The organism is Kribbella sp. WER1, from assembly GCF_054189145.1.
The window spans coordinates 8,518,623-8,538,771 of the sequence record NZ_CM135186.1 but is presented as its reverse complement, the minus strand read 5'-3'; the positions used below and the strand labels follow the sequence as shown (position 1 = coordinate 8,538,771).

The 20,149-nt window shown below is 70.0% G+C and carries 19 protein-coding genes; 9 read left to right on the top strand and 10 right to left on the bottom strand.

What is annotated here, in order from left to right; genetic code table 11:
• Window positions 1–36: 36 nt before the first annotated feature.
• On the top strand, window positions 37–924 hold the full coding sequence (locus ACXJJ3_RS41455; protein ID WP_458167564.1) for an aminoglycoside phosphotransferase family protein: 888 nt from the start codon (window positions 37–39) through the stop codon (window positions 922–924).
• Here the strand turns inward: ACXJJ3_RS41455 and ACXJJ3_RS41450 are convergent.
• Window positions 914–4,042, bottom strand: a complete 3,129-nt coding sequence (locus ACXJJ3_RS41450; RefSeq protein WP_458167563.1) for a sugar-binding protein — start codon at window positions 4,040–4,042, stop codon at window positions 914–916. The genes ACXJJ3_RS41455 and ACXJJ3_RS41450 overlap by 11 nt on opposite strands.
• Window positions 4,043–4,133: 91 nt before the next feature.
• Between ACXJJ3_RS41450 and ACXJJ3_RS41445 the strand changes: the two genes are divergently transcribed.
• Both ACXJJ3_RS41445 and ACXJJ3_RS41440 read left to right on the top strand, forming a co-directional pair.
• Window positions 4,134–4,913: a helix-turn-helix domain-containing protein gene (locus tag ACXJJ3_RS41445; RefSeq protein WP_458167562.1), complete on the top strand. Its 780-nt coding sequence runs from the start codon at window positions 4,134–4,136 to the stop codon at window positions 4,911–4,913.
• A 48-nt stretch (window positions 4,914–4,961) separates the two neighbouring features.
• Complete coding sequence (locus ACXJJ3_RS41440; RefSeq protein ID WP_458167561.1) at window positions 4,962–5,750, top strand: methyltransferase domain-containing protein; 789 nt, start codon at window positions 4,962–4,964, stop codon at window positions 5,748–5,750.
• 42 nt (window positions 5,751–5,792) lie between these two features.
• On the opposite strand, the gene ACXJJ3_RS41435 is transcribed toward ACXJJ3_RS41440, so the two are convergent.
• On the bottom strand, window positions 5,793–6,569 hold the full coding sequence (locus ACXJJ3_RS41435; protein WP_458167560.1) for a phytanoyl-CoA dioxygenase family protein: 777 nt from the start codon (window positions 6,567–6,569) through the stop codon (window positions 5,793–5,795).
• Between the two features lie 128 nt (window positions 6,570–6,697).
• Here ACXJJ3_RS41435 and ACXJJ3_RS41430 point away from each other — a divergent pair, with 128 nt between their 5' ends.
• Both ACXJJ3_RS41430 and ACXJJ3_RS41425 read left to right on the top strand, forming a co-directional pair.
• Complete coding sequence (locus tag ACXJJ3_RS41430) at window positions 6,698–6,904, top strand: hypothetical protein (RefSeq protein WP_458167558.1); 207 nt, start codon at window positions 6,698–6,700, stop codon at window positions 6,902–6,904.
• Window positions 6,905–7,093: 189 nt separating this feature from the next.
• Window positions 7,094–8,575: an alkaline phosphatase family protein gene (locus ACXJJ3_RS41425; protein ID WP_458167557.1), complete on the top strand. Its 1,482-nt coding sequence runs from the start codon at window positions 7,094–7,096 to the stop codon at window positions 8,573–8,575.
• Between the two features lie 161 nt (window positions 8,576–8,736).
• Here ACXJJ3_RS41425 and ACXJJ3_RS41420 read toward each other — a convergent pair whose 3' ends face one another.
• On the bottom strand, window positions 8,737–10,050 hold the full coding sequence (locus ACXJJ3_RS41420) for an alpha/beta hydrolase (RefSeq protein ID WP_458167556.1): 1,314 nt from the start codon (window positions 10,048–10,050) through the stop codon (window positions 8,737–8,739).
• 279 nt (window positions 10,051–10,329) lie between these two features.
• On the opposite strand from ACXJJ3_RS41420, the gene ACXJJ3_RS41415 reads away from it, so the two are divergent.
• Together ACXJJ3_RS41415 and ACXJJ3_RS41410 are read left to right on the top strand one after the other, a co-directional pair.
• Entirely contained in the window at window positions 10,330–11,235 is a 906-nt protein-coding gene (locus ACXJJ3_RS41415; RefSeq protein WP_458167554.1) for an Acg family FMN-binding oxidoreductase, read from the top strand.
• A gap of 46 nt (window positions 11,236–11,281) precedes the next feature.
• Window positions 11,282–13,012: a GAF domain-containing protein gene (locus ACXJJ3_RS41410; RefSeq protein ID WP_458167552.1), complete on the top strand. Its 1,731-nt coding sequence runs from the start codon at window positions 11,282–11,284 to the stop codon at window positions 13,010–13,012.
• A 13-nt stretch (window positions 13,013–13,025) separates the two neighbouring features.
• Here the strand turns inward: ACXJJ3_RS41410 and ACXJJ3_RS41405 are convergent, their stop codons facing one another.
• From ACXJJ3_RS41405 to ACXJJ3_RS41395, 3 genes are read right to left on the bottom strand one after another with little or no spacing between them, the layout of a single operon-like run.
• Window positions 13,026–13,568 (bottom strand): hypothetical protein, encoded by a 543-nt coding sequence (locus ACXJJ3_RS41405; protein WP_458167551.1) that lies wholly within the window; start codon window positions 13,566–13,568, stop codon window positions 13,026–13,028.
• A 24-nt stretch (window positions 13,569–13,592) separates the two neighbouring features.
• Window positions 13,593–14,243: a response regulator gene (locus ACXJJ3_RS41400; protein WP_458167550.1), complete on the bottom strand. Its 651-nt coding sequence runs from the start codon at window positions 14,241–14,243 to the stop codon at window positions 13,593–13,595.
• 51 nt (window positions 14,244–14,294) lie between these two features.
• On the bottom strand, window positions 14,295–14,702 hold the full coding sequence (locus ACXJJ3_RS41395) for a hypothetical protein (RefSeq protein WP_458167549.1): 408 nt from the start codon (window positions 14,700–14,702) through the stop codon (window positions 14,295–14,297).
• A 209-nt stretch (window positions 14,703–14,911) separates the two neighbouring features.
• Between ACXJJ3_RS41395 and ACXJJ3_RS41390 the strand changes: the two genes are divergently transcribed.
• Window positions 14,912–15,775 carry a universal stress protein gene (locus ACXJJ3_RS41390; protein WP_458167548.1) on the top strand — a complete coding sequence of 288 codons (864 nt, stop codon included), beginning with the start codon at window positions 14,912–14,914 and terminating at the stop codon, window positions 15,773–15,775.
• Here the strand turns inward: ACXJJ3_RS41390 and ACXJJ3_RS41385 are convergent.
• The 4 genes from ACXJJ3_RS41385 to ACXJJ3_RS41370 all read right to left on the bottom strand — a co-directional run bounded on the left by ACXJJ3_RS41385 (window position 15,772) and on the right by ACXJJ3_RS41370 (window position 18,978).
• Window positions 15,772–16,434, bottom strand: coding sequence for a CBS domain-containing protein (locus tag ACXJJ3_RS41385; protein ID WP_458167547.1), 663 nt, complete (start codon window positions 16,432–16,434; stop codon window positions 15,772–15,774). The two genes, ACXJJ3_RS41390 and ACXJJ3_RS41385, sit on opposite strands and share 4 nt — an antisense overlap.
• Window positions 16,431–17,279 (bottom strand): universal stress protein, encoded by an 849-nt coding sequence (locus tag ACXJJ3_RS41380; protein ID WP_458167546.1) that lies wholly within the window; start codon window positions 17,277–17,279, stop codon window positions 16,431–16,433. Before ACXJJ3_RS41380 ends, ACXJJ3_RS41385 begins: the two co-directional genes overlap by 4 nt.
• Window positions 17,280–17,399: 120 nt before the next feature.
• The gene (locus ACXJJ3_RS41375; RefSeq protein ID WP_458167545.1) at window positions 17,400–18,368 is read right to left on the bottom strand and encodes a PEP/pyruvate-binding domain-containing protein; all 969 of its coding nucleotides are present in this window, start codon (window positions 18,366–18,368) and stop codon (window positions 17,400–17,402) included.
• A gap of 25 nt (window positions 18,369–18,393) precedes the next feature.
• Window positions 18,394–18,978 (bottom strand): Rv1733c family protein, encoded by a 585-nt coding sequence (locus ACXJJ3_RS41370; RefSeq protein WP_458167544.1) that lies wholly within the window; start codon window positions 18,976–18,978, stop codon window positions 18,394–18,396.
• Between the two features lie 152 nt (window positions 18,979–19,130).
• Between ACXJJ3_RS41370 and ACXJJ3_RS41365 the strand changes: the two genes are divergently transcribed.
• Entirely contained in the window at window positions 19,131–19,907 is a 777-nt protein-coding gene (locus tag ACXJJ3_RS41365) for a universal stress protein (RefSeq protein ID WP_458167542.1), read from the top strand.
• Window positions 19,908–20,149 lie beyond the last annotated feature (242 nt).

Below are 20,149 nucleotides of genomic sequence, written 5' to 3'. Positions count from 1 at the left end.
ATCGTGGTGGTGGAGGGCCGCGGTTAGGGTGGCGGGATGAGGCCCGAGATTCCGGAGCAGGTTCGGCGGACGGTGCTTGCTGATGGCAATGAATCGTGGCTGGACGAGGTGCCGGGGGTCGTCGACGAGCTGGCGCGGGAGTGGGGGCTCGAGGTCGGGGCCAGCTTGGTGGGTGGGCATGTTGGGCTGGTTCTCGGCGTGCTGCTCGGCGACGGGACGCCGGCGGTTCTGAAGATCGGGGTGCCGGGGCGCGGGGTCGCGCGGGAAGCCACGGTGTTGCGGGTGGCCGACGGCGTGGGGTGCGCCAGGTTGTTGCGGGAGGACCTCGGTCGGCAGGCCATTCTGATGGAGCGGCTCGGGGCTCCGATGGACGACCTGGTGGCCGACCCGGCGACCCGGCACGAGTTGCTGTGTGAGGTCGCGGTTCGGCTGTGGCGGCCGGTCGGTGGTGAGGTTGAGCTGCCGACCGGCGCGCAACTGGCTGCGGAGTACGCGCAGCGGCTGCCGACGCTCTGGGAGCAGACAGGGCGGCCGTGTTCGCGAGCAACTGTGGCGGATGCGCTGGACTGTATGGAGCGTCGTCGCGCGGCCCACGACGATCGGTCCGCGGTACTGGTGCACGGCGACATCCATGAGCTGAACGCTCTGCAGGCGAGTGACGGCAGCTACAAGTTCATCGATCCGGCCGGGCTGCGAGCCGAGCCGGCGTGCGATCTCGGGACGATCGTGCGGTGCAATCCGGACCTCGGCGACGACCTGCGTGTCCGGACCGAGAAGCTCGCGGTCCGGACGGGCGTCGATGCCACCGCGATCTGGGAATGGGGAACCATCCACCGGGTCTTCAGCGGCGTCTACGCCTGCAGCATCGGCTTTCAGCCGTTCGGCGACCTGCTGCTGGCGGAAGCAGATCGCCTTACGGCATGAACGTTCCGGGCAGATACAGGGCCGTGGTCTTGCCGGTCACGATGCCGCTCGCCCACTGCAGTGCGCCCGCGCGGCCGGCACCGTCGTTCTCGTTCAGCGCCAGCGAAATCGCCACCGGCCCGGCCGGCTGGGTCGCGAACCCGAGCGCCGTCCACGGCACCTTGATCCGGTACGTCGTGACGCTGCCGGCGCGGGTGATGCCGGCAACCGCGCCGGGCGTGGCACCCGCCGTCGGCGCGAAGGTGTAGACGGCCGGGCCGGTCGGCAGCAGCGCGGCGCCGATCTCGGTGGAGGTCGGGCTCTCGCCGGGCAGTCCGTTGCTGATCGCGAACTGCAGGCTGTCGCCGCGCCACAGGTTCGGCGCGGTCTCGGTCTGCGAGAACACGTCGTCGGTGACGTCGGCGTTGATGGTCAGTCCGGTCGCGTCGTACTGGAAGTTCGCCGTACCGGACAGGTCCGCGGCGCCGCCCCACGGGCGGGTGAACGCGAGCCAGGAGGCATCAGTCGCGAGGTCGATCGAGCTCTGCGGGATCGTTGCCGAGGGCACGATCGGGTCGAACGCTGTGGTGCCCTGGGCGGAGATCTTGTTGCCGTCCGTCGTGGTCAGGTCGACGGTGTACGCGTACGCCTTCCACGGCCGCAGGCCGGTCACCGGGATGGTGATCGTTGCCTTCTGCCCCGGTTCGATCGACTGCCCGGTGGCGGCGGTGCCCTGCTGCCCGGCGAGGGTCCAGGTCAGGTCCTGGATGGTCGCGGCCGTGCTCGATCGGGTGTTGGTGAGCTCGACGCCGAGCGACGTCTGCAGGTCCTCGGTGAGCTGCGGCAGGACGCGGACCTTGGTGGCCGGTTCGACGCTCGTCCACGCGACGAGGCGGGCGGTCGGCCGGTTGTTCCGGGACACCGTGGCCACGACGTGGCGGGAGCCGAGGGTGTCGCTGGCCGGCACCGGGATTGTGACCGTGGTGTCCTTCCCCGGTTGGACGAGGACCTGCCGTGTCTGGCCGGCGATCGTCACCTCGCGCGGGCCGAGGTTGTGCGGGGCGCCCTTCAGGGTGACCGTGACGGCGGTCGGCTCCTGCGAGTTCGACGGGTCCGCCGCGGCCACGCTGACCTGCGGAGCGGCCGTCGCGGTGACGGCGGTGGCCGCGCCCTTCACGAACACCGGGTCCTGGTCGACGGTCATCGTGACCACGCCGTTCGTCGGCGTCAGCGTGGTCTGGTGGCCGTACAGGTCGGTCACCTGCAGGGGGCCGGTGGTGCTCAGGTCGACCGTCGAGGTACCGCTTGCGGTCGACCACAGGACGCGGGTGGTCGATGCGCCCGAACCGTAGCGATACGAGTACAACGGCGCCGTCAGGTTGTCGCGGCCGCTGAACGCCAGGCCGCTCAGGGCGCGGATCGTCGTCGCCTTCGCGACCAGCGCGGGCTTCGGGGCCATCCCGGCGATCGGTCCCGCGGGCGCCTGCAGCAGGCCGAACGTCGACTCCTTGTCGTCGAGGTTGGTGCCGTCGTTCAGCGCGTCGTACCAGTAGAACTGGCCGACGCCGCTCGCGATCATGATCGCGTCGTTGCGGACCGACTTGCGCGCCTGGTCCAGCATCGAGCCGCCGAAACTCGGAGCGGTCGGGTAGCCCTCCTCGCTGACCCAGATCTGCTTGCCGGCACCCCCGTGCGCGTCGGCCGCGGTCCGCAGACTCTGGAGCTGCGTGTCCAGATCGCCCTCCGGGCCGGCGAAGGTGTAGATGTGCGCGTCGATCGTGTCCACGTAGTTCAGACCGCCGTTGGCCAGCACCTGGTCGCGGAACGAGGTGTCACCCTTGCCGGGTCCGACGTCGGCGAGGACGTTCGCGCTCGGGTTGTCGGCGTGCGTCTGCTCGTACGCCGCCTTCATCAGCGGCACGAAGCACGCACCGGTGACACCGCAGGCGCTGTCGTTGAAGCCCGGCATGTAGTACTCGTTGTAGGTCCCGATGTCGTTGGTGATGCCTGCGAAATGCTTCGACCACCATCCTTGATACCGGCCGTACGCCGCCAGACCGTCCGGCGTGCTCGGCGTCCGGCCGCCGTCGTAGAGCGGGTTCCGGTAGCCGGTCCCGAGCAGCGGAGTCAGACCGTTCGCCTTGGCGTCGGCCATCATCGCGTCGTACTGCGCCGGGACCGTGTAGTTGCCCGGCGATCCGGACTCGATGCTGGGCCACTCCAGGCTCTCCCGGATGTGTGAGAAACCGGCCAGCGCCAGCGTCCGGATCAGAGCGCCGCTGAGGTCGTAGTAGTGGGCCATGTGGGTGTTGATGCCCCATTTGCCCTGCGGTGACTGGATTCCCGCGGGCAGCGGTGGGATGACGGCGAACGTCGTACCCACGACTGTCTGGCCCGCGGTGAGCCGCAGGTTGTAGAAGCCCGGGCCGAGCCCGGCCGCGCTGATCGAGCCGTTCGTGGTGTTGCCCGAGGCAACCGGGAGGTACTGGTCGTCGGTGATGCTCCAGGCGACCGAGGACGCTGTCGAGGTGAGCGTGACGTTGCCGGAGCCCTGCTGGAACACCAGGCTCTGATTGGTGACCGTGATGCCGGTGGTGTCCGCGAACGAGATGCTCACCGAGCTGATGCAGACCGAGCTGATGACAGCACCAGGCGCATTCGCCATCAGCCGGATGTCCGCGCCGTTCGCCCGGTTCTGGAAGTTGATGTTGGACATCCGGAACTGCGTACTCGCCCACGCCCCGGTCCCCGGGAAGGTGAACCACGGCAGCGGCGTGAACGCAGCGCTCACACTGTCGTACTGCGCCGTCAACTGCTGGCCCGGCGTGTCGAAGTAGTTGACCGTCAGTACGGCGTCGGTGGCGCCGGCCGGGATGCGGGCCGCGTCGATGTTCAGGTAGACGTACTGGTCCTTGAGGTCGTTGCTGGTCTGCCAGCACGGGACACCGAGCAGGCTCGACGCCGCATGCTCCGGCGTCTTGTCCGCATCACCCGGCCAGGCGGTGATCCCGTCCGCGGCGACCGGACTGCTGAAGACGATTCCCGGGTCGCCCGCGGCCTGCGCGGGTACGACGAGTTGGGTGGCGGCGAGCAGTCCTGCTGCGACGACCAGGAGCGCTTTCCGGAGCGGATTGACCATGACGAGCCTCTCGACGGGTGAGCCAATTTCAGCGGCCGGCCGCGAGCCCCGGAATGGACACCTGTCGGCGACTTGTTGGACTCTTGTCGGCATGCGGACCTGGTCGATCTACCTGACCCCCAGCGCGACCGAGCGGAAACTTGGACTCAACTGTCTGGGCGCCGGCGAGAAGGAGAACGGTCCCGGGCAGACGTACGAGCGCGCGCTCGGCGCACACGCACTGGTGTGGCTCACCGAAGGGACCGGCCAGTTGCTCTACGGCCCGGACCGGAGGCTTCACGAGGTCCGCGCGCCGGTGATGCTCAGGCTGCACGCCGGAGTCCTGCACAGCTACCTGCCGGCGACCCGTTGGCGGCAGGCCTGGACCCTGTTCGGCGGTCCGGCCGCGGAAGCGCTGACCGCCCTCGGGCACCTCGACGCGGACCAGCCGATCTGCCACTACCGCGATCCGCGCCCGGTCGGCCGGGCCTTCACCCGGCTGCTGCGGGTCAGTACGGAGCACAACGCCGTACAGACCGCTGCTGCTCTGTTCGACCTGATCGCGCAGGCGTCGGTGCCACCCAGCGACGGCGTGGCCGCCCAGCTCGCCGCGATCGCCTGCACACCGATGAGCATCAAGGGGTACGCCGGCGCGCTCGGTCTCACGGTCGACCAGCTGCGCGAGGCGGTACGCCGTACCACCGGGTCGACGCCGCACGAGCTGGTCCTCGCGACTCGGCTCAGCAGTGCGAAGGTCCTGCTCGCGGAGGAGGACCTGCCGGTCGCGGCGGTCGCCAAGCGGGTCGGGTACGACGACCCGGCGTACTTCACCCGGCTGTTCACCTCCCGGGTCGGGATGTCGCCGCGGGCGTTCCGCACCGGCACCGTCTGAGGTGTTCGTCACGGGGACTGGGCCGCGAAGGGCTGCCATGCTGGAGAGGTGAACCGTTATCTGCTCGACAACCGTCGGCCCGAGGCCGGCGACCGGTTCGTGGCACTCGCGCAGCTGTTCGACCCGTGGACGTTCCGGCACTTCGACGACCTCGGGGTCGGCGAAGGCTGGCGGTGCTGGGAGGTCGGCGCCGGCGGGGTGTCGGTACCGCGCGGGCTGGCCGAGCGGGTCGGGGCGAGCGGGCGGGTCCTCGCGACGGACATCGACGTGTCGTGGGCCGAAGCCGCGGCCGGTGGCGTGCTCGAGGTACGGCGGCACGACGTACTGCAGGATCCGCCGCCGACGGAGACGTTCGACCTGATTCATGCCCGGCTGGTGCTGGTTCACCTGAAGGATCGGGCGACCGCGCTGCGGACGATGGTCGATGCGCTGAGGCCCGGCGGGTTGCTGGTGATCGAGGACGGCGATCCGGCGTTGCAGCCGCTCGCCTGCCCGGACGAGCGCGGACCTGACGAAGTACTGGCGAATCGGCTGCGGGCCCGGATGCGGTCGCTGATGGCCGAGCGCGGCGCGGACCTGGCGTACGGCCGGACGCTCCCCCGGGTACTGCGGGAAGCCGGGTTGGCGGAGGTCGGCGCCGAGGCGTACTTCCCGATCGCGGCGCGCGCGTGCGCGGATCTGGAGGCGTCGACGCTGCAGCACGTCCGCGACCAGCTCCTCGCCGCCGAACTCGCGACAGCCGAGGAGATCGAGACGCATCTGGCGAACCTCGCCCGCGGGGACCTGGATCTGATGCTCGCGCCGATGATCACCGCCTGGGGCCGCAAGCCGGAGTGACACACCGGCCTCTCGGGAGCCCGAGAGGCCGGTGCGCAAAGGTCAGATCGGGAGCGGTTCGTAGTTCGCGCCGAACGGCGCGTCGGGCCGGCTGAACTCGCCCATCAGCGCGCGCCGCAACGGGGTGGTGCGCTCGAGGAACTCGGGGTCGTTGCCGAACCGGTCGGCCGCACGGACCCACGGCGGGCTGTAGACGTAGTGGGTGGTGAACCGGTCACGGTCGCCGTCGTGCCGGAAGGTCCGGTGCCACACACCGTTGTGGAACACCAGCGCGGCGCCGGCCTCGGCGCAGATGACGTGGCCGATCGCGATGTCCTCCTTGTTCGCGCGGATCGACTCGGGCAGTTCGACGCGTGAGCGGTGGCTGCCGGGGATCAGCTCCATGTTGCCCATCCCCGGGACGGTCTGGTCGGTGAGCAGGTACGAGACGCGGAGCTGGAGCAACGGGACGGGATAGCCCAGGTCCTTGAAGTCGAACGCGGACGAACCGTCCTGATGCCAGCCGCCGTTGCCCGCGTGCGCCGGCTGCATGGTGTTCCAGCCGGCCTGGAGAACGAAGCGGTCGCCGAGCAGCCCCTGCACCTTCGGGAGTACGTCGGGGTGGTCGATCAGCCGCTCGAGCACCGGCTCGCTCTCGTACGTCCGGCCGAGCTGGCCGAACTCGCGGTCCCGGCTCTCGTGCAGCCGCTGCGACACGTCGTACGCCTCGGCGGCCTCGTCCTTGCTCAGGACGCCGGGAATCACGAAGTAGCCCCACGACTCGAAGATGAAGCGATCGGTGTCGGTCAGCGGACCTTTACCCACGACAGGATCAAGCATCACTCTGTCCTCTTCTTCATGCTGTCGGTATGCCTTCTCGGAATCAACAACCGCGTCAAGCTTGACCTCGGTCGGCCGGATGCCGCTACCGTGAAACCACATTCCGTACCGAGAGAAAGGACGCCGGCATGTCCGCTATCGACGCAAAGCTGGACAAGGCGTACGAAGGGAAATCGTTCGAGGACCTCGCCGATGCGCCGGTCGCGGCGCTGCAGGGCGTGAGCGACGGCGACGCCGAGCACCTCAAGGCCGCGTTCAACATCGTCACCGTCCGCGACCTCGGCACCAACAAGTACTTCCTCTGGGCCCAGGCGATAGCCAAACTCGCCGAGTAGGACACGCCACCACCCCAGGGCCGGCCGGCGCCGGCCCTGGTCCTTTGCTGAGATCCGGCTGAGCGGAGGCTACCCGGGGGCTCGGGAGTGTTCACCCGGACTGCAGGTCCTCTTCCATCGCAGGGCGCCGCGCGCGGGCTTTGCTGAGGCGGTCGGCGGCCGCCCGGCCGCGGTGAGGAGAGGACCACAGTGGAGTCACACGGAATCACCCGCAGGCGGCTGCTCGGCGCGGCCGCCGGGGCCGCGTCGCTGGCCGCGTTGCCGTCGTCGATGCAGAAGGCGCTCGCCGCGCCCGCCCAGGAACTCCGGTCGATCCGGCAGATCGAGCACGTCATCTTCCTGATGCAGGAGAACCGGTCGTTCGACCACTACTTCGGCTCGCTGCGCGGGGTCCGCGGGTTCGACGACCCGACCGCGATGCGGCTGCCGTCCGGCGAGTCGGTGTTCCGCCAGCCGGACCCGAACCACCCGGACGGGTACCTGCTGCCGTTCCGGCAGAACACCAAGACCACGAACTCCGCGAAAGCGTACGGCACCGGCCACGCGTGGGACGTCCAGCACAAGTCGTGGAACAACGGCGCGATGGACAACTGGGTCGTCGAGCACACCGCGAGCGACGGCGCGCACGGGCCGTTCACGATGGGGTACCTGACCCGTGAGGACCTGCCGTTCCACTACGCGCTCGCCGACGCGTTCACGGTCTGCGACAACTACCACTGCTCGGTCATGGGCCCGACCCACCCGAACCGGGTGATGGCGATGAGCGGCACCCTCGACCCGCACGGTCTCGGCAACGGCCCGGTGCTGGACAGCTCGGCGCCGAAGCAGCTCTACACGTGGACGACGTACCCGGAACGCCTGCAGCGTGCCGGGGTCAGCTGGAAGTACTTCACGGCGAACCCGTACGACACCGGCCACGGCTGGTTCAAGAACTTCGCCGAGGCCAAGCCCGGCGACCCGCTGTACGACAACGGCATGGTCAGGTACTCCCCGTCGATGGTCGCGGACGTCATCCGGCGCGACGAGCTGCCGTCGGTCACCTGGCTCGACGCGCAGTACCTGCCGAACGTGTACGGCCTGCCCGAGGGCGCCGAGGGCCCGAACAACCTGGTCGCCGGCGGCGCGGAGTACATCGCGACGATCCTCGACGCGCTCGCGTCCACGCCCGAGGTGTGGCAGAAGACGATGTTCGTGATCACGTACGACGAGAACGACGGCCGGTTCGACCACGTCGCCCCGCCGGTCCCGCCACCGGGCACGCCCGACGAGTACGTCACCGTGTCGCCGCTGCCCGCGTCCGCGGGTGGTATCGCCGGGCCGATCGGGCTAGGCTTCCGCGTCCCGACGATCGTCGTCTCGCCGTTCAGCCAGGGCGGCTGGGTGTGCAGCGAGGTCTTCGACCACACGTCGACGCTGAAGTTCCTCGAACGGCGTTTCGGCGTGCGGGAGCCGAACATCAGCGCATGGCGGCGAGCCACGGTCGGCGACCTGACATCAGCGCTGCGTTTCACCGGCAAACGCCCGTACCCGAAGGGAATCCCGACGTTCGAGGACACGGTCGCGCAGTTCGAGCTGGAGCAGCAGGAGGTCGCGACCCTGCCGGCACCGGTGATCCCGACGGTGCAGAAGATGCCGCGTCAGGAGCCGGGGCACCGGCCGCACACGCGTTAGGTGGTGTCTGGTGATTCCGCGCCGTAGCGAGGAGGTGCCCGGTGCGGTAGCTCGGCGCGCGGGGGCGAAGGTCTCGATGCGGAGCATCGTGGCCTTTGCACCCGTGCGGCGAGGTGCCGTGCCGGGTGCCCCGCAGTAGGCGGGGAATTGCCAGACACCACCTAGGCCGGGACGTTGTGCGGCACGTTCGGTGTCAGCTGGTTGACGAACCAGGGGAACGCCTGGGTGAACGCCGGTGCCGCGAACTGCCAGACGTGGCTGCCGGGTGACACGATGAGCTGAGTCTCGATGCCGACGCGGGCGGCCGCCCGCAACAGGTCGCCCGCCTCGCGGCGGTGGATCGTCTCGGTGTTGCTGACCAGGAACAGGCCCGTCACCCCGGTGTACGGCCCGTGCGTCCGCATCACGGTCATCGGGTCGTGCAGCGCGCGGTCCTTCGTCGAGCCGCCGAACAGGTCCGCCAGGGTCTGCTGCGGGGGGCCGCTGTTCGGGGTCAGGTCGCCGGAGATGTCGACGAAGTGCCGGAACACGTTCGGATGCTCGACGACCAGGCCGAGCGCGCAGGTACCGCCCATCGAGAAGCCGGCGACGCCCCAGCGGTTCGGGTCGTTGGAGGCGCCAAAGGTCTTCTCGATGTACTGCGGCACGTCGCGGACCAGGTGGTCCTCGGCCTGGCCGCGCGGGCCGTTCACGCACTCGGTGTCGTTCGAGAACCCGCCGGTCGCGTCGACGAAGACCAGGATCGGGGCGTTGCCTTGGTGCTGGGCGGCGTACGAGTTCGCGATCTGGACGGCGTTGCCGAGCCGTACCCAGTCGGCCGGACCGCCGCGCTCCCCGCCGACCAGCTCGACGACGGGGACGGTACGGCGGTACGCGGGCCCACGGAACCAGGCCGGCGGGAGGTAGACGTACTCCTCGCGGTGCTGGAACCCGGAGTACGTCGCCGGGATCGTGACGGCGACCAGCTTGCCCTCGGGCAGGACGTGTGCGCCGGTCGGCGGGTGGGTGCGGACGGTACCGATCGAGGTGACGCCCGGGAGCGGGGTGTGGGTCCAATCGTTCCAAACGGCGCCGATCGTCGGGTAGTAGCCGACGAACTGGTTCACGCCGTTCGCGCAGACGAACGCGGCGAGCACGATCGCGAGCACCGCGGCACCGCGGCGCCACCAGCCGGCTGAGCGCCAGCCCACGATCAGCACCAGCACGGCCCCGATCCCGACGCCCAGCCAGATCCACACGCTCGCCGGCAGCGGGTCCGTGATCCCGAACAGGGTCGCGCTCTGACTCTTCAGAATCAGCGTCGCCACCACCGCGAACGCGGCGGCGGCCGGAAGCCAGCGGAACCGCCACCGCTGGTCACGCCAGCCGATGGCCAGCAGGAGGATCACGACAGTCAGAATCGAGGCAACGAGCGGCAGCCACCCTGCCAACAACGAAACCCCGAGCATCGGCAACCTCCCCGTCGCGACCGCCACCGAAAGTGTACGCAGCGACACCAGGGCGTGCCTGAGAAGTCTCCGAAGGCCCACCGGACAGGGGCCGGTGTGCCGTGCGGGATGCGAGGTTGGCCGCACGGCACCCGTGGCTGGTGGAAACACACCCCTCGGCATGCCCCCCCCGCCGCCATCCGACCAGCTCGCCGGATTCCTCTACTGTCCGGTATCGGCGCGAACCGGTTCAAGGGCCGAAAGACCCATCCGCACGGGACCGTTCGGCGGTATCGGGCCCGCGGCCCCGGGCGGGACCCTTCGGCCATGAGCACCACGCAGTACCTGACGCAGGACGAGGTCGGCATCCTGCTCGCCGCCGCCTCGCACGCGCCGTCGATGCACAACAGCCGGCCCTGGCGGTTCGAGATCCACGGCCCGGTGATCGACGTACTGCGGGATTCCGAGCGTGCCTTCCCCGCCGCCGACCCGGGCGGGCGGATGAGCCGGATCGGGCTCGGTGCCGCGGCGTTCAACCTGCGGGTGGCCGCCGCCCTGCTCGGCCACCAGACCACGCTCGCGCTCGAACCCGATCCGGCCCGCCCGGCCGTCGCGCTGCGGATCTTCCTCGGCGGCCGCCGCGCCCCGGTCCCCGGCCTCAGCGCGCTGTACTGCGAAATCACCCGGCGGCCCACGGACCGCGGGCCGCTCCGCGCCGTACCGATCCCGCCTGAACTGCGCCACGAACTCACCGCCGCGGCCCGCGCCGAACGCGCCGACCTCGACTGGCTCGACGACGAGCGGCGTCCCCAGCTCGCCCGCCTCCTGCACCTGGCCGACGAACGCGAACTCCACGACCAGGACCGGCTGCACGAACGCCAGCAGTGGATCGCCCGCCGAGACGGCGTCCCCGAGGCCGTGCTTCCGGATGCCGGCGGCGGCGCGCTGGTCCGCGACCTGTTCGACGTACCGGATCGTGGGCACGCGTCCTTCGAGGCCAGGGCGTCGATCGCGGTCCTGACCACACCGGTGGAGGACAGCCACGCCTGGCTCCGGGCCGGCCTGGCTCTGCAGCGGATGTTGCTCACGGCAACGTCTCACGAGCTGGTCGCGTCGTTCCTCAACCAAGCGCTCGAATACCCCGACCTCCGCGTTCGGCTCCGGACCGCGCTCGGGCGCCATGCCTGGCCGCAGCTGATCATCCGCTGCGGGTATCCGGCGTACACGCACTGAGGCGGCTCGGTTCCCACCGACTGTGGCGTTCCGTATCGTTTGGGGCGTGGCTGATGGCACACGGTCAGGCGCTGGGGGCTGGGACGAGGGCGCGCTGGAGTTCGGCGGCCTCTCCCGGGTACGTCTGGACGCCCTGTTGCGGGAACTGCTCGAACGCATCGACGACATCATGACCTCACAGGAACGACTACGCGCGCTCCTCGACGCCGTCGTCGGGATCGGCGCCGACCTCGACCTCAACAGCACCCTGGACCGGATCATCGCCGCCGCCTGCGAGCTGGCCGACGCACGGTACGGCGCCCTCGGCGTCCTCGCACCCGACGGGCGCCGGCTCGTCCGGTTCCTCACCCGCGGCGTGACCGACGAGCAGATCGCCGCGATCGGCCCCTACCCCGAAGGCCACGGCATCCTCGGCCTCCTGATCGAACACCCCGAACCGATCCGGCTCCACGACCTCGCCGAACACCCCGGCTCATACGGCTTCCCGGCAAACCACCCACCAATGAAAAGCTTCCTCGGCGTCCCCGTCCGCACCCGCGACCAGGTCTTCGGAAACCTGTACCTCACCGAAAAAACCGGCGGCGCCGACTTCACCGAGGACGACGAACGAACAGTCACCGCACTGGCCGCCGCCGCCGGCATCGTGATCGACAACGCCCGGCTCTACGCCGACACCGAACAACGCCGCCGCTGGCACGAAGTCACCGCCGAGATCACCCAGCTCATGCTCGGCGAATTCGACCCCGACGAAGTACTGCAACTAATCGCCCGGCGCGCCCGCGAGGTGTCCGGCACCGACGTCGCCGCCGTACTGCTCACCGAGGGGCCCGAGCTCGTCGTACGAGCACTCGACGGACCGCCGGAATTCCAGCGCTTCCTCGGCAGCCGTGTTCCGGCCGATCTGCCGGTCCTCCGGCGGGTGCTCGACGAGGATCAGCAGGTCGTGATCGAGGACCTTGCCGATCTGCTCAAGGACTCTGCGGGTGTTCCTGAGGGCGAGCAGCTCGGGCGTACGACGATGGCGCCGCTCCCGGCCGGGCGCACCGGGACCGGCGGGCTTCTCGTGGTGGCGTCACAGCGCGGGTCGAACAGCCTGACCGACGGCACGGACCTGGTCCGGATGTTCGCCGGCCAGGTGACACTCGTACTCGAACGCGCTCAGGCGCAACGCGACCGCGACCTGCTGGCCGTCCTCGGCGATCGCGACCGGATCGCCCGGGACCTGCACGACCTCGTCATCCAGCGCCTGTTCGCGACCGGCCTGCAACTGCAGGGCATGCACCGCCTGCTCCGCCCCGAACACCAGCCCCGGCTCGCGCAAGCCGTCGCCGACATCGACGCCACCATTCACGACCTCCGCGCCGCCATCTTCGAACTCCAACGCCCCGCCGACACCACCTCGTTGCGCTCCGACATCCAGCAGCTCGTCGACGAGTACACCGAACCGCTCGGCTTCCGCGCCCGGCTCATCTGCTCCGGCCCCGTCGACACCGTCGTACCGGCCCTCGTCCGCCCACAGGTCCTCGCCACCATCCGCGAGTCCTTGTCGAACGTCGTCCGCCACGCCCAAGCAACCGAAGCCACCGTCGAAGTCACCGTCGCCGACGGGCACGTGATCACCCGGATCGCCGACGACGGCGTCGGCATCGGCGACACCACCCGCCGCAGCGGCCTCCGCAACCTCACCGAACGCGCCAAGTCCCTGGGCGGCACCGTCCAGGTGACTGTCAACACCCCGCGAGGCACCGTAGTAGAACTCCGAGCCCCCACAGACTGACGGTCCAGCTTGCTCAGCGGCTCGCGGCGACGAATGTCGTGAAGATCTCCTGCACGACCTCGGCGGTGCTCTTGGCTGTGGTGTCGATGAGGAGGTCGTCGGTGAAGCCGGCTTGATCGAGAATGCCTGCCAGCACGGGATGACGTTGGGCGTGCCACTCCAGGGCCGCCTCATCGTCGTCGTGCCGGCGCGTCAGTCGCGACAGGACCACCTCGGACCCGGCCATCAGTCGAACATGCAGCAAACGGTCGGAGCCAAGAGCAGCCGCAGTACGCCGCAGGTCGTCGACGGTTTCTACGACGCCGGCCACAACGATCACACGTGCACCCCCGCGCCGGAAGTTCGACGCGATCGCCTGCATGTTCTCCCATGCCAGCCCCGCCTGGAACGGATCGCCGGCAGGCGCCGGCCACGCTCGACTCAGCCAGTCGACGTCGATGACCGCGCCAGGGATCCCCCGCCGCTCCAACTCGTCACCGAGTCCCTCGGCGGTAGTTGTCTTCCCGGTCCCGACGCTTCCGTTGATCAGCACGGTGTCGAACGGCGGGATGACCATCCCCGAATGCTATCCACCACAGGGTTACCGACGCTGACGTTTCTCGTGTTCGATGGCGTAGACGGCCGCTTCGGTACGACGTTCGACATCGAGCTTGCGCAGCAGCGAGGAGACATAGTTCTTCACCGTCTTCTCGGCCAGATACAACGACTGCGCAATCTGCCGATTCGTCTTACCCGCCGCAATCTCCGCCAAAATCCGCCGCTCCTGCTCGGTCAGCGACGCAAACCGCGGATCCTCCACCTCCGCCGGATGCCGCAACCGCTCCAACACCTTCGCGGTCATACTCGGATCGATCAACGACTCCCCCGCCGCGAGACGACGCACCGCATCGAGCAGCGCCTGGCCGTTGATCTGCTTCAGCAGGTACCCCGCCGCACCAGCCATGATCGCGGTAAACAGAGCCTCATCATCCGAGTACGACGTCAACATCAAACACGCCGGCGGATCCACCATCCCCGACCGAATCTCCCGGCACACCGACACCCCGTCCCCATCCGGAAGCCGCACATCCAGCACCGCCACGTCCGGACGCACAGCAGGAACCCGCGCGATCGCCTCCGCAGCCGTCCCCGCATCCCCCACCACCTCGATGTCCGGCTCCGCATCCAGCAACTGATGCAGCCCCAACCGCACCACCTCATGATCGTCGAGCAGAAACACCTTGATCGGCATGACCATCCCCTTCTACGCCGGCACCACCCCGACCGTCGCCTCCAGCATCCGCTACCAGTGGTCGTCCAGCACCGGGTTCGTCGTCGGCGGCAGGTTCGACGACCACATCAGCAGGTACAGCAGTACACCGCCGGCCGCCGCGATCCGCATCCCGACACCGAGCGTCAACGCCAGCCCGATACCCGCCAGCCCGACCATGAACAGCGGAGTGTCCCACCAGTCACCGGCCAGCGAATGATAGAAGCCACTCATCGGCCCGGTCGAACCCTTCAAGAACCCCGCCGTCACATCCGTGCCGTTGATCCAGGCCTGCCCCGACTTCGTCGAGTAGCCGAGACCGAACAGCTTGTCGAAGAACGCCCACAAGAACGTCAGCCCGTAGGCAATCCGCAGTACCGCCAGCGCTCGCCCGGCCGCCGTGGTGATGATCGGCCGCCGATCACCGCCCGGCTCCATCACCGGGGCCGGGAGATCCTGCCGCCGGTGCGGTGTTGTGCTGCGGGCGCCGCCGGTCAGAGCCGTTCCGACCCCATCCGGCCGAGCAGAACGGCCCCGTCCGGCCGGGACGTAGGGAACACCGGGACCTTCAGCGCGGTCGGCAGGGACCTTTCGCCCCTGCCCGGGAGCGGCGCCGCGCGCGTTGACTGGAGGTGCACCAAGGAGGCGTCATGACGAACCAACTGCCGGTACTGGTCGGGATCGACGGATCCCGTGACGGTCTGATCGCACTCACCTGGGCAGCGTCGTACGCCACGCTCCTCAAGGCACCGCTGCACGCGGTGTACGTCGTGGACGACCAGCACCAGCTACCGGCCGGTACGCCGATCGACGGCGTCGACGACGGCTCCGAGGTACTGGATGACGCACTCGACGAGCTCGACCGGCTCGGGTTCACGACCGCGTCACTCGAGGTCCGGCAGGGCCACCCGGCGCAGGTGCTGCTCCAGCTGTCCGAGGACGCGCAGGCGCTGGTGATCGGCCGGCGCGGCATGGGCGGGTTCGCCGAGCTGGTCCTCGGGTCCACGTCGCAGGTGTGTACGGCGCTCGCCACCAAGGTGCCGCTGATCGTCGTACCGGACACCTGGGACCCGCTGGCGCCGGCGCACCACCGGCTCGTGGTCGGCATCGACGGGTCCGTCGAGGGGCAGGACGCGCTGCGGTACGGGTTCGAACTCGCCGAGGCGACCGGTGCGCAGCTGATCGGCGTCCACGCGATCGAGGTCCGCGAGACGTATCCGGACCCGAACAGCTGGTTCGACCCGGCCCGCCCCTGGATCGAGACCGCTGACGAGCTGCTCGCCCAGACCCTCGAGGGCTGGGCCGAGAAGCACCCGGACGTCAGCGTCGACAGTCACGGGGTCATCGACCATCCCGTCCTCGTCCTGGCCCGCGAGTCCCAGGACGCGGATCTGGTGGTGGTCGGTGGCCTCGGCCGGACGGCGTTCTCCGAGCTCCGGATGGGTTCGGTCGCCCGCGGCCTGCTGCACCACTCGCACTGCCCGGTCGCGGTGATCCACCACCCGGAGACCTAGTAGAAGATCCCTCCCGGGGCGCGCGTCGTGTCGTCGAGCTTCCACGTCAGCTTGTTGAGTACGGCGACGACGCCGTCCACCGCCGCGACCAGGTGATCGGCCGTCACCGCCGTACTCCGCCGTTCGACCTGTCCCGTCAGCGTCACCACGCCTTCCTGGACGGCGACCTCCACCGCCCGCGGGTCCTCCCACAGGTGCCGGTCGAGGACGTCGCGGTGGATCCGGGTGAGCAGTTCCCCGTCGGAGGCGAGGTACGCGCTGAGCAGGTCGGAGCGGCTGACGATGCCGGCCAGCTCGTCGCCGTCCATCACGACCAGGCGGTCGATGTCGCGGGCGACCATCAACCGGGCGGCCTCGTCCAGCGTGCAGCCGCCCTCAATCGTGACCGCCGGGCTCGTCATCAGCTCCCCCGCCGTCAGCGCGTCGGCCTTGGCCCGCGCGTGCCGGTGCAGCAGACCCGGCCGGTGCTTCTCCTCCTTGAGCAGCAGGTCGGTCTCGGACACCACCCCGGCGATCCGGCCGTCCGGACGCCGTACCGGTACGGCGCTGATGTGATGCTCGGCGAGGACCGCGGCGACCGCCTTGTACGGCGAGTCCGAGGTGACCGTGACGACGCTCTTCGTCATCACGTCGGCGACCACCAGGAAATGACGCATCATGACTCCTCGTGCCGACCGGCGATCGCCACCGGCGAGTTCGCGTGGTGGAGCAGGCTCTGACTGACCGAGCCGAGCAGCAGACCCTTCACGCCGCCGCGGCCGCGCGACCCGACCACCGTCAGTGACGCGGTCTCGGACAGCGCGATCAGACGGGTTCGCGGACGACCGTCGAGGACCGCCACGTGCACCTTCACCGCCGGGTACTTCTCCCGGTACGGCGCGACGCTCTCGGCCAGCCAGTCCTGCAGCAGCTTCTCGGTGTCGGTGGCCGACTCCGCGAAGTCCGTCCGCGCCGGCCAGCAGTACACGACCTCGAGCGCGGCCCCGGTGTGGGCCGCCTCCTCGAACGCGAACGCCAGCGCCTGCTCGGAGTCGACCGAACCGTCGGTCCCGACCACGATCGGCCCGGTCCGCCGGTCGCCGCGCACCACGACCACCGGGCAAGGCGCCTTGGCGGTGACCGCGGTCGCGACCGAACCGAGGAGCACCGCCGACATCTTGTTCGGCGATGTCGTCCCGACCACGACCAGCGCGGCCCCGCCGGCCTCCCCGAGGAGCGCGTGCGCCGGATCCAGGTCCATGAGTACGCCGCTCACGCGATCCCGCCCGAGCCGGTTCCGCGCGATCCGGACCGCCTCGTCCAGCTCCTCCTGGAACGGCTCCACCTGCAGCGGCGGCGGCACGTACCCGGCCATCCCGATCACCGGCCACCGGTCCAGGTCGTTCTGGTACGCCCGGAGCACCCGGACCGGGAGGCCGCGGCGCTCGGCCGCGTCCAGGGCCCAGCGCAACGCGAGCTGCGCCTCGGGGCTGCCGTCCACGCCGACGAGGATGTAGTCGTTCATGCCAGGGTTCCTTTCAGTCGCTCGGCTGCTGGACGAGGATTTCCTTCAGGCCGTCCGTCGATCGCCTGCCGCAGGCTTCTCCATGAGTCTGCCCCCTCACCCTCTACAGTCCGCCGTTCGTCACGCTCCCGGCAGGGCCAAACGTCCCGTACTGCCGGGCACCGGGACCGCCACCTCCGGGGCGACGCCCAGCCGGACCTCCAGCAGGTAGAGCTTTCCGGACAGCCCGTCCTTCGCCCATTCGAGCGTCATCGGGCGGCGGAAGTGCTGGTCGGCCGTGACCGACCAGCGGGCAAGCTCCTCCAGTTCGGCGTCGGTCAGTACGAGGCCTGCCCGCTCGGCCGGTGTCGTGGGTACGGCCTGCGTCCCCCGAGGCTCGGCGTACACGTTCTTGGTCGGCTTGTCGCCGTGGTGCTTGACGATCATCGGGCGCGCTCCCGGGTGCACGGAGTACTGGTCGGCACCGGGCGGCGGCGGCTCGCCGAGGCCCCAGGATGCGCGGATCCGGACGAACGTGTTCTCGCCACGGGCGGTCCCGGAGCCGCCGAGATCGGAGTGCACCATGCGCTGGACGAGGACCGGCATCGCGACCTGGTGATGGTCGACCGCCATCGCCTCACGGTTGCCGACAGCAACAGTGTTGAACAGCGACGCGAAGCACCGCCGGCAGGCCGCGAGGACGTCCTGCACGGTGATCAGATGCAGGAACACCTCGTCCTGTACGCCGTCGGCCGCGGTCCGCGGGCTGCACCGGACGGCGACCTCGGTCCCGTCGCCGCCGAGTCGCCGATAGGCCGCAACGACGGCGTCCACCACGTCCGGCGGCAACGACTCCTCGACGAACGCCGACCGTACCTCGGCCGCGGCCACGACCAGGTCGCGTCCGTTCCGGTACCTGCGGATCGCCCGCGCGATCGCCGGCTCCAGCCGGCCCGCCTCGACGAACTCGCGGTACGCCGCCGCCGTCACCGCGAACCCCTCCGGCACCCGGATCCCGGCCTGCGCCAACTCCGCGAGCCGCGCGACCTTCACCCCGACCGCGGCCGGATCCAGCGCCGCGTCAGCCGGTACGACGTACTCGTTGTCCATGGCTCCTCCGTAGTCGTTCCTGCCGTCAGCGGGGAGCGACGGCGTACCAGTCGGCGTCCCACGCCCGGACCCGGCCGCGGTCCAGCGGGACGCGGGCCAGCCGGAACAGGCCCCACAGCAGCAGCCACGAGCCGCCGGCGACGAGGAACCCGGCCAGCGTGCCGAACGCCTCGTTGTCGGACGGCGATCGCGGCGTGGACACGATGTTCCCGGCGCTGTCGAGCCAGACCGTCAGGGCGGCACCGGCCGGAGTACCGATCACCACGCTCGCCATTCCGGTCCGGGCGACGCCCTGCGGGTCGACGTACGACACTTGCGTGAGCGTCAGCGGGCTCCCCGGTGTGTCCGGGAGCGCGCTCTCGGTGGCCTGCAGGGTCAGTGCCGGTACGTCGTGCAGGACGGCGCGGCGGTGGGCGGACGAGGACTCGAGCGAATGCGAGATGCCCGTCCCGGCCGCGCCGGAGACCGGCAGCATCACCAGCGCCGCGATCAGCGCGCACCAGAGCAGTGCGATCTCGATGCGGTCCGAACGGCGACGCAGCGGACTCCTGCCGAAGCCCAGCCGACGCAGCGGCATGAGCACCCACAGCCGCATTCTTCTGATGCTCATGACGTCGCCCCCTGGATTTCCCTGGAATTCCAGACTTGCTCGCACCGCCCGCCCGCGGTCAGGGCCGAAGGTCCCGTCCCCCAAGGCCCGATCGACCGGTGCGACCACCCGCCTGCCCGGCAGATACTCGAATCGACTCCCGAGGAGCTTTGATGAAGCACAAGCCCGTGATCGTCGGCGTCGACGGATCGCCGGCGGCCGAGATCGCCGTCCGCTGGGGCGCGATCGAGGCCGCCGCCTTACGCACCCGACTCCACCTGACCTACGCCCTGGCCCCGGGCGACTCCCCCGCCCGCGCCGGCGACGTCATCGCCAAAGCCGTCGCCCAGGCCCGCGGCATCGACCCCAGGATCACCATCGAGTCGCACATCGAGAACGGCTCCCCCTCGGCGGCGCTCGTGAAAGCCTCCGGTACGGCGTCGGTCGTGGTGATCGGCAGCCGCGGACTCGGCCTGATGCTCGGCGCCCTCGTCGGATCCACCGGCCTCGACCTCGCGGCGAACGCCCGCTGCCCGGTCGTCGTCGTACGGCCGGATCTCGGCAGCATGGCCGGCATCCGGGTCGTGATCGGGTACGACGGTTCGCCCGCCAGCCAGGCCGCCCTGGAGTACGGCCTCGGTTACGCCCGCCGGCACGACCTGCTCGTCCGGGTCGTCGCCGCGCAGCCCACCGGCACCGACCTGCACCGCATCACCGAAGCCGAACTCCGCACCGCCGCCCAAGGCGCGCCCGACGCCGAACTCATCCACATCACCGGCCACCCCGCCGAACACCTCCTCCGGCTCGCCGCCGACGCCGTCCTGCTCGTCCTCGGCTCCCGCGGCCGCGGGGGCTTCGCCGGCATGCTGCTGGGTTCCGTCAGCCAGACGGTCCTCCACCACGCCGACTGCCCGGTCGCCGTCATCCCGACCGCGATGACTGCCGACTGAGGGCCCAGGTGCGGGCCTCCGGCAACCAAATCGCCGTCCGCGGTGGACCCGATCAGGCCCGCGGGCGTTCCCTTCCGCGCCGTCCGCATACCGGTGCGCCCCGGCTCCGGAGGTCGGCTGTTGACACTCCGCCCGGCTGGGCTCATCGTGAAATCGGAGGCCCTGCCGCCTGCGGAGTGGCTGTGCCGCTCCGTCCCCCTCCCGCAGGGCCTCCTTGGACGCTGTCGGGCCGCCGCCCGGGC

Coding starts and splice junctions, on each gene's coding strand:
- ACXJJ3_RS41455 (WP_458167564.1), top strand. CDS start 37: ATGAGGCCCGAGATTCCGGAGCAGGTTCGGCGGACGGTGCTTGCTGAT.
- ACXJJ3_RS41450 (WP_458167563.1), bottom strand. CDS start 4,042: ATGGTCAATCCGCTCCGGAAAGCGCTCCTGGTCGTCGCAGCAGGACTG.
- ACXJJ3_RS41445 (WP_458167562.1), top strand. CDS start 4,134: ATGCGGACCTGGTCGATCTACCTGACCCCCAGCGCGACCGAGCGGAAA.
- ACXJJ3_RS41435 (WP_458167560.1), bottom strand. CDS start 6,569: ATGCTTGATCCTGTCGTGGGTAAAGGTCCGCTGACCGACACCGATCGC.
- ACXJJ3_RS41430 (WP_458167558.1), top strand. CDS start 6,698: ATGTCCGCTATCGACGCAAAGCTGGACAAGGCGTACGAAGGGAAATCG.
- ACXJJ3_RS41415 (WP_458167554.1), top strand. CDS start 10,330: ATGAGCACCACGCAGTACCTGACGCAGGACGAGGTCGGCATCCTGCTC.
- ACXJJ3_RS41405 (WP_458167551.1), bottom strand. CDS start 13,568: ATGGTCATCCCGCCGTTCGACACCGTGCTGATCAACGGAAGCGTCGGG.
- ACXJJ3_RS41400 (WP_458167550.1), bottom strand. CDS start 14,243: ATGCCGATCAAGGTGTTTCTGCTCGACGATCATGAGGTGGTGCGGTTG.
- ACXJJ3_RS41390 (WP_458167548.1), top strand. CDS start 14,912: ATGACGAACCAACTGCCGGTACTGGTCGGGATCGACGGATCCCGTGAC.
- ACXJJ3_RS41385 (WP_458167547.1), bottom strand. CDS start 16,434: ATGATGCGTCATTTCCTGGTGGTCGCCGACGTGATGACGAAGAGCGTC.
- ACXJJ3_RS41380 (WP_458167546.1), bottom strand. CDS start 17,279: ATGAACGACTACATCCTCGTCGGCGTGGACGGCAGCCCCGAGGCGCAG.
- ACXJJ3_RS41375 (WP_458167545.1), bottom strand. CDS start 18,368: ATGGACAACGAGTACGTCGTACCGGCTGACGCGGCGCTGGATCCGGCC.
- ACXJJ3_RS41370 (WP_458167544.1), bottom strand. CDS start 18,978: ATGAGCATCAGAAGAATGCGGCTGTGGGTGCTCATGCCGCTGCGTCGG.
- ACXJJ3_RS41365 (WP_458167542.1), top strand. CDS start 19,131: ATGAAGCACAAGCCCGTGATCGTCGGCGTCGACGGATCGCCGGCGGCC.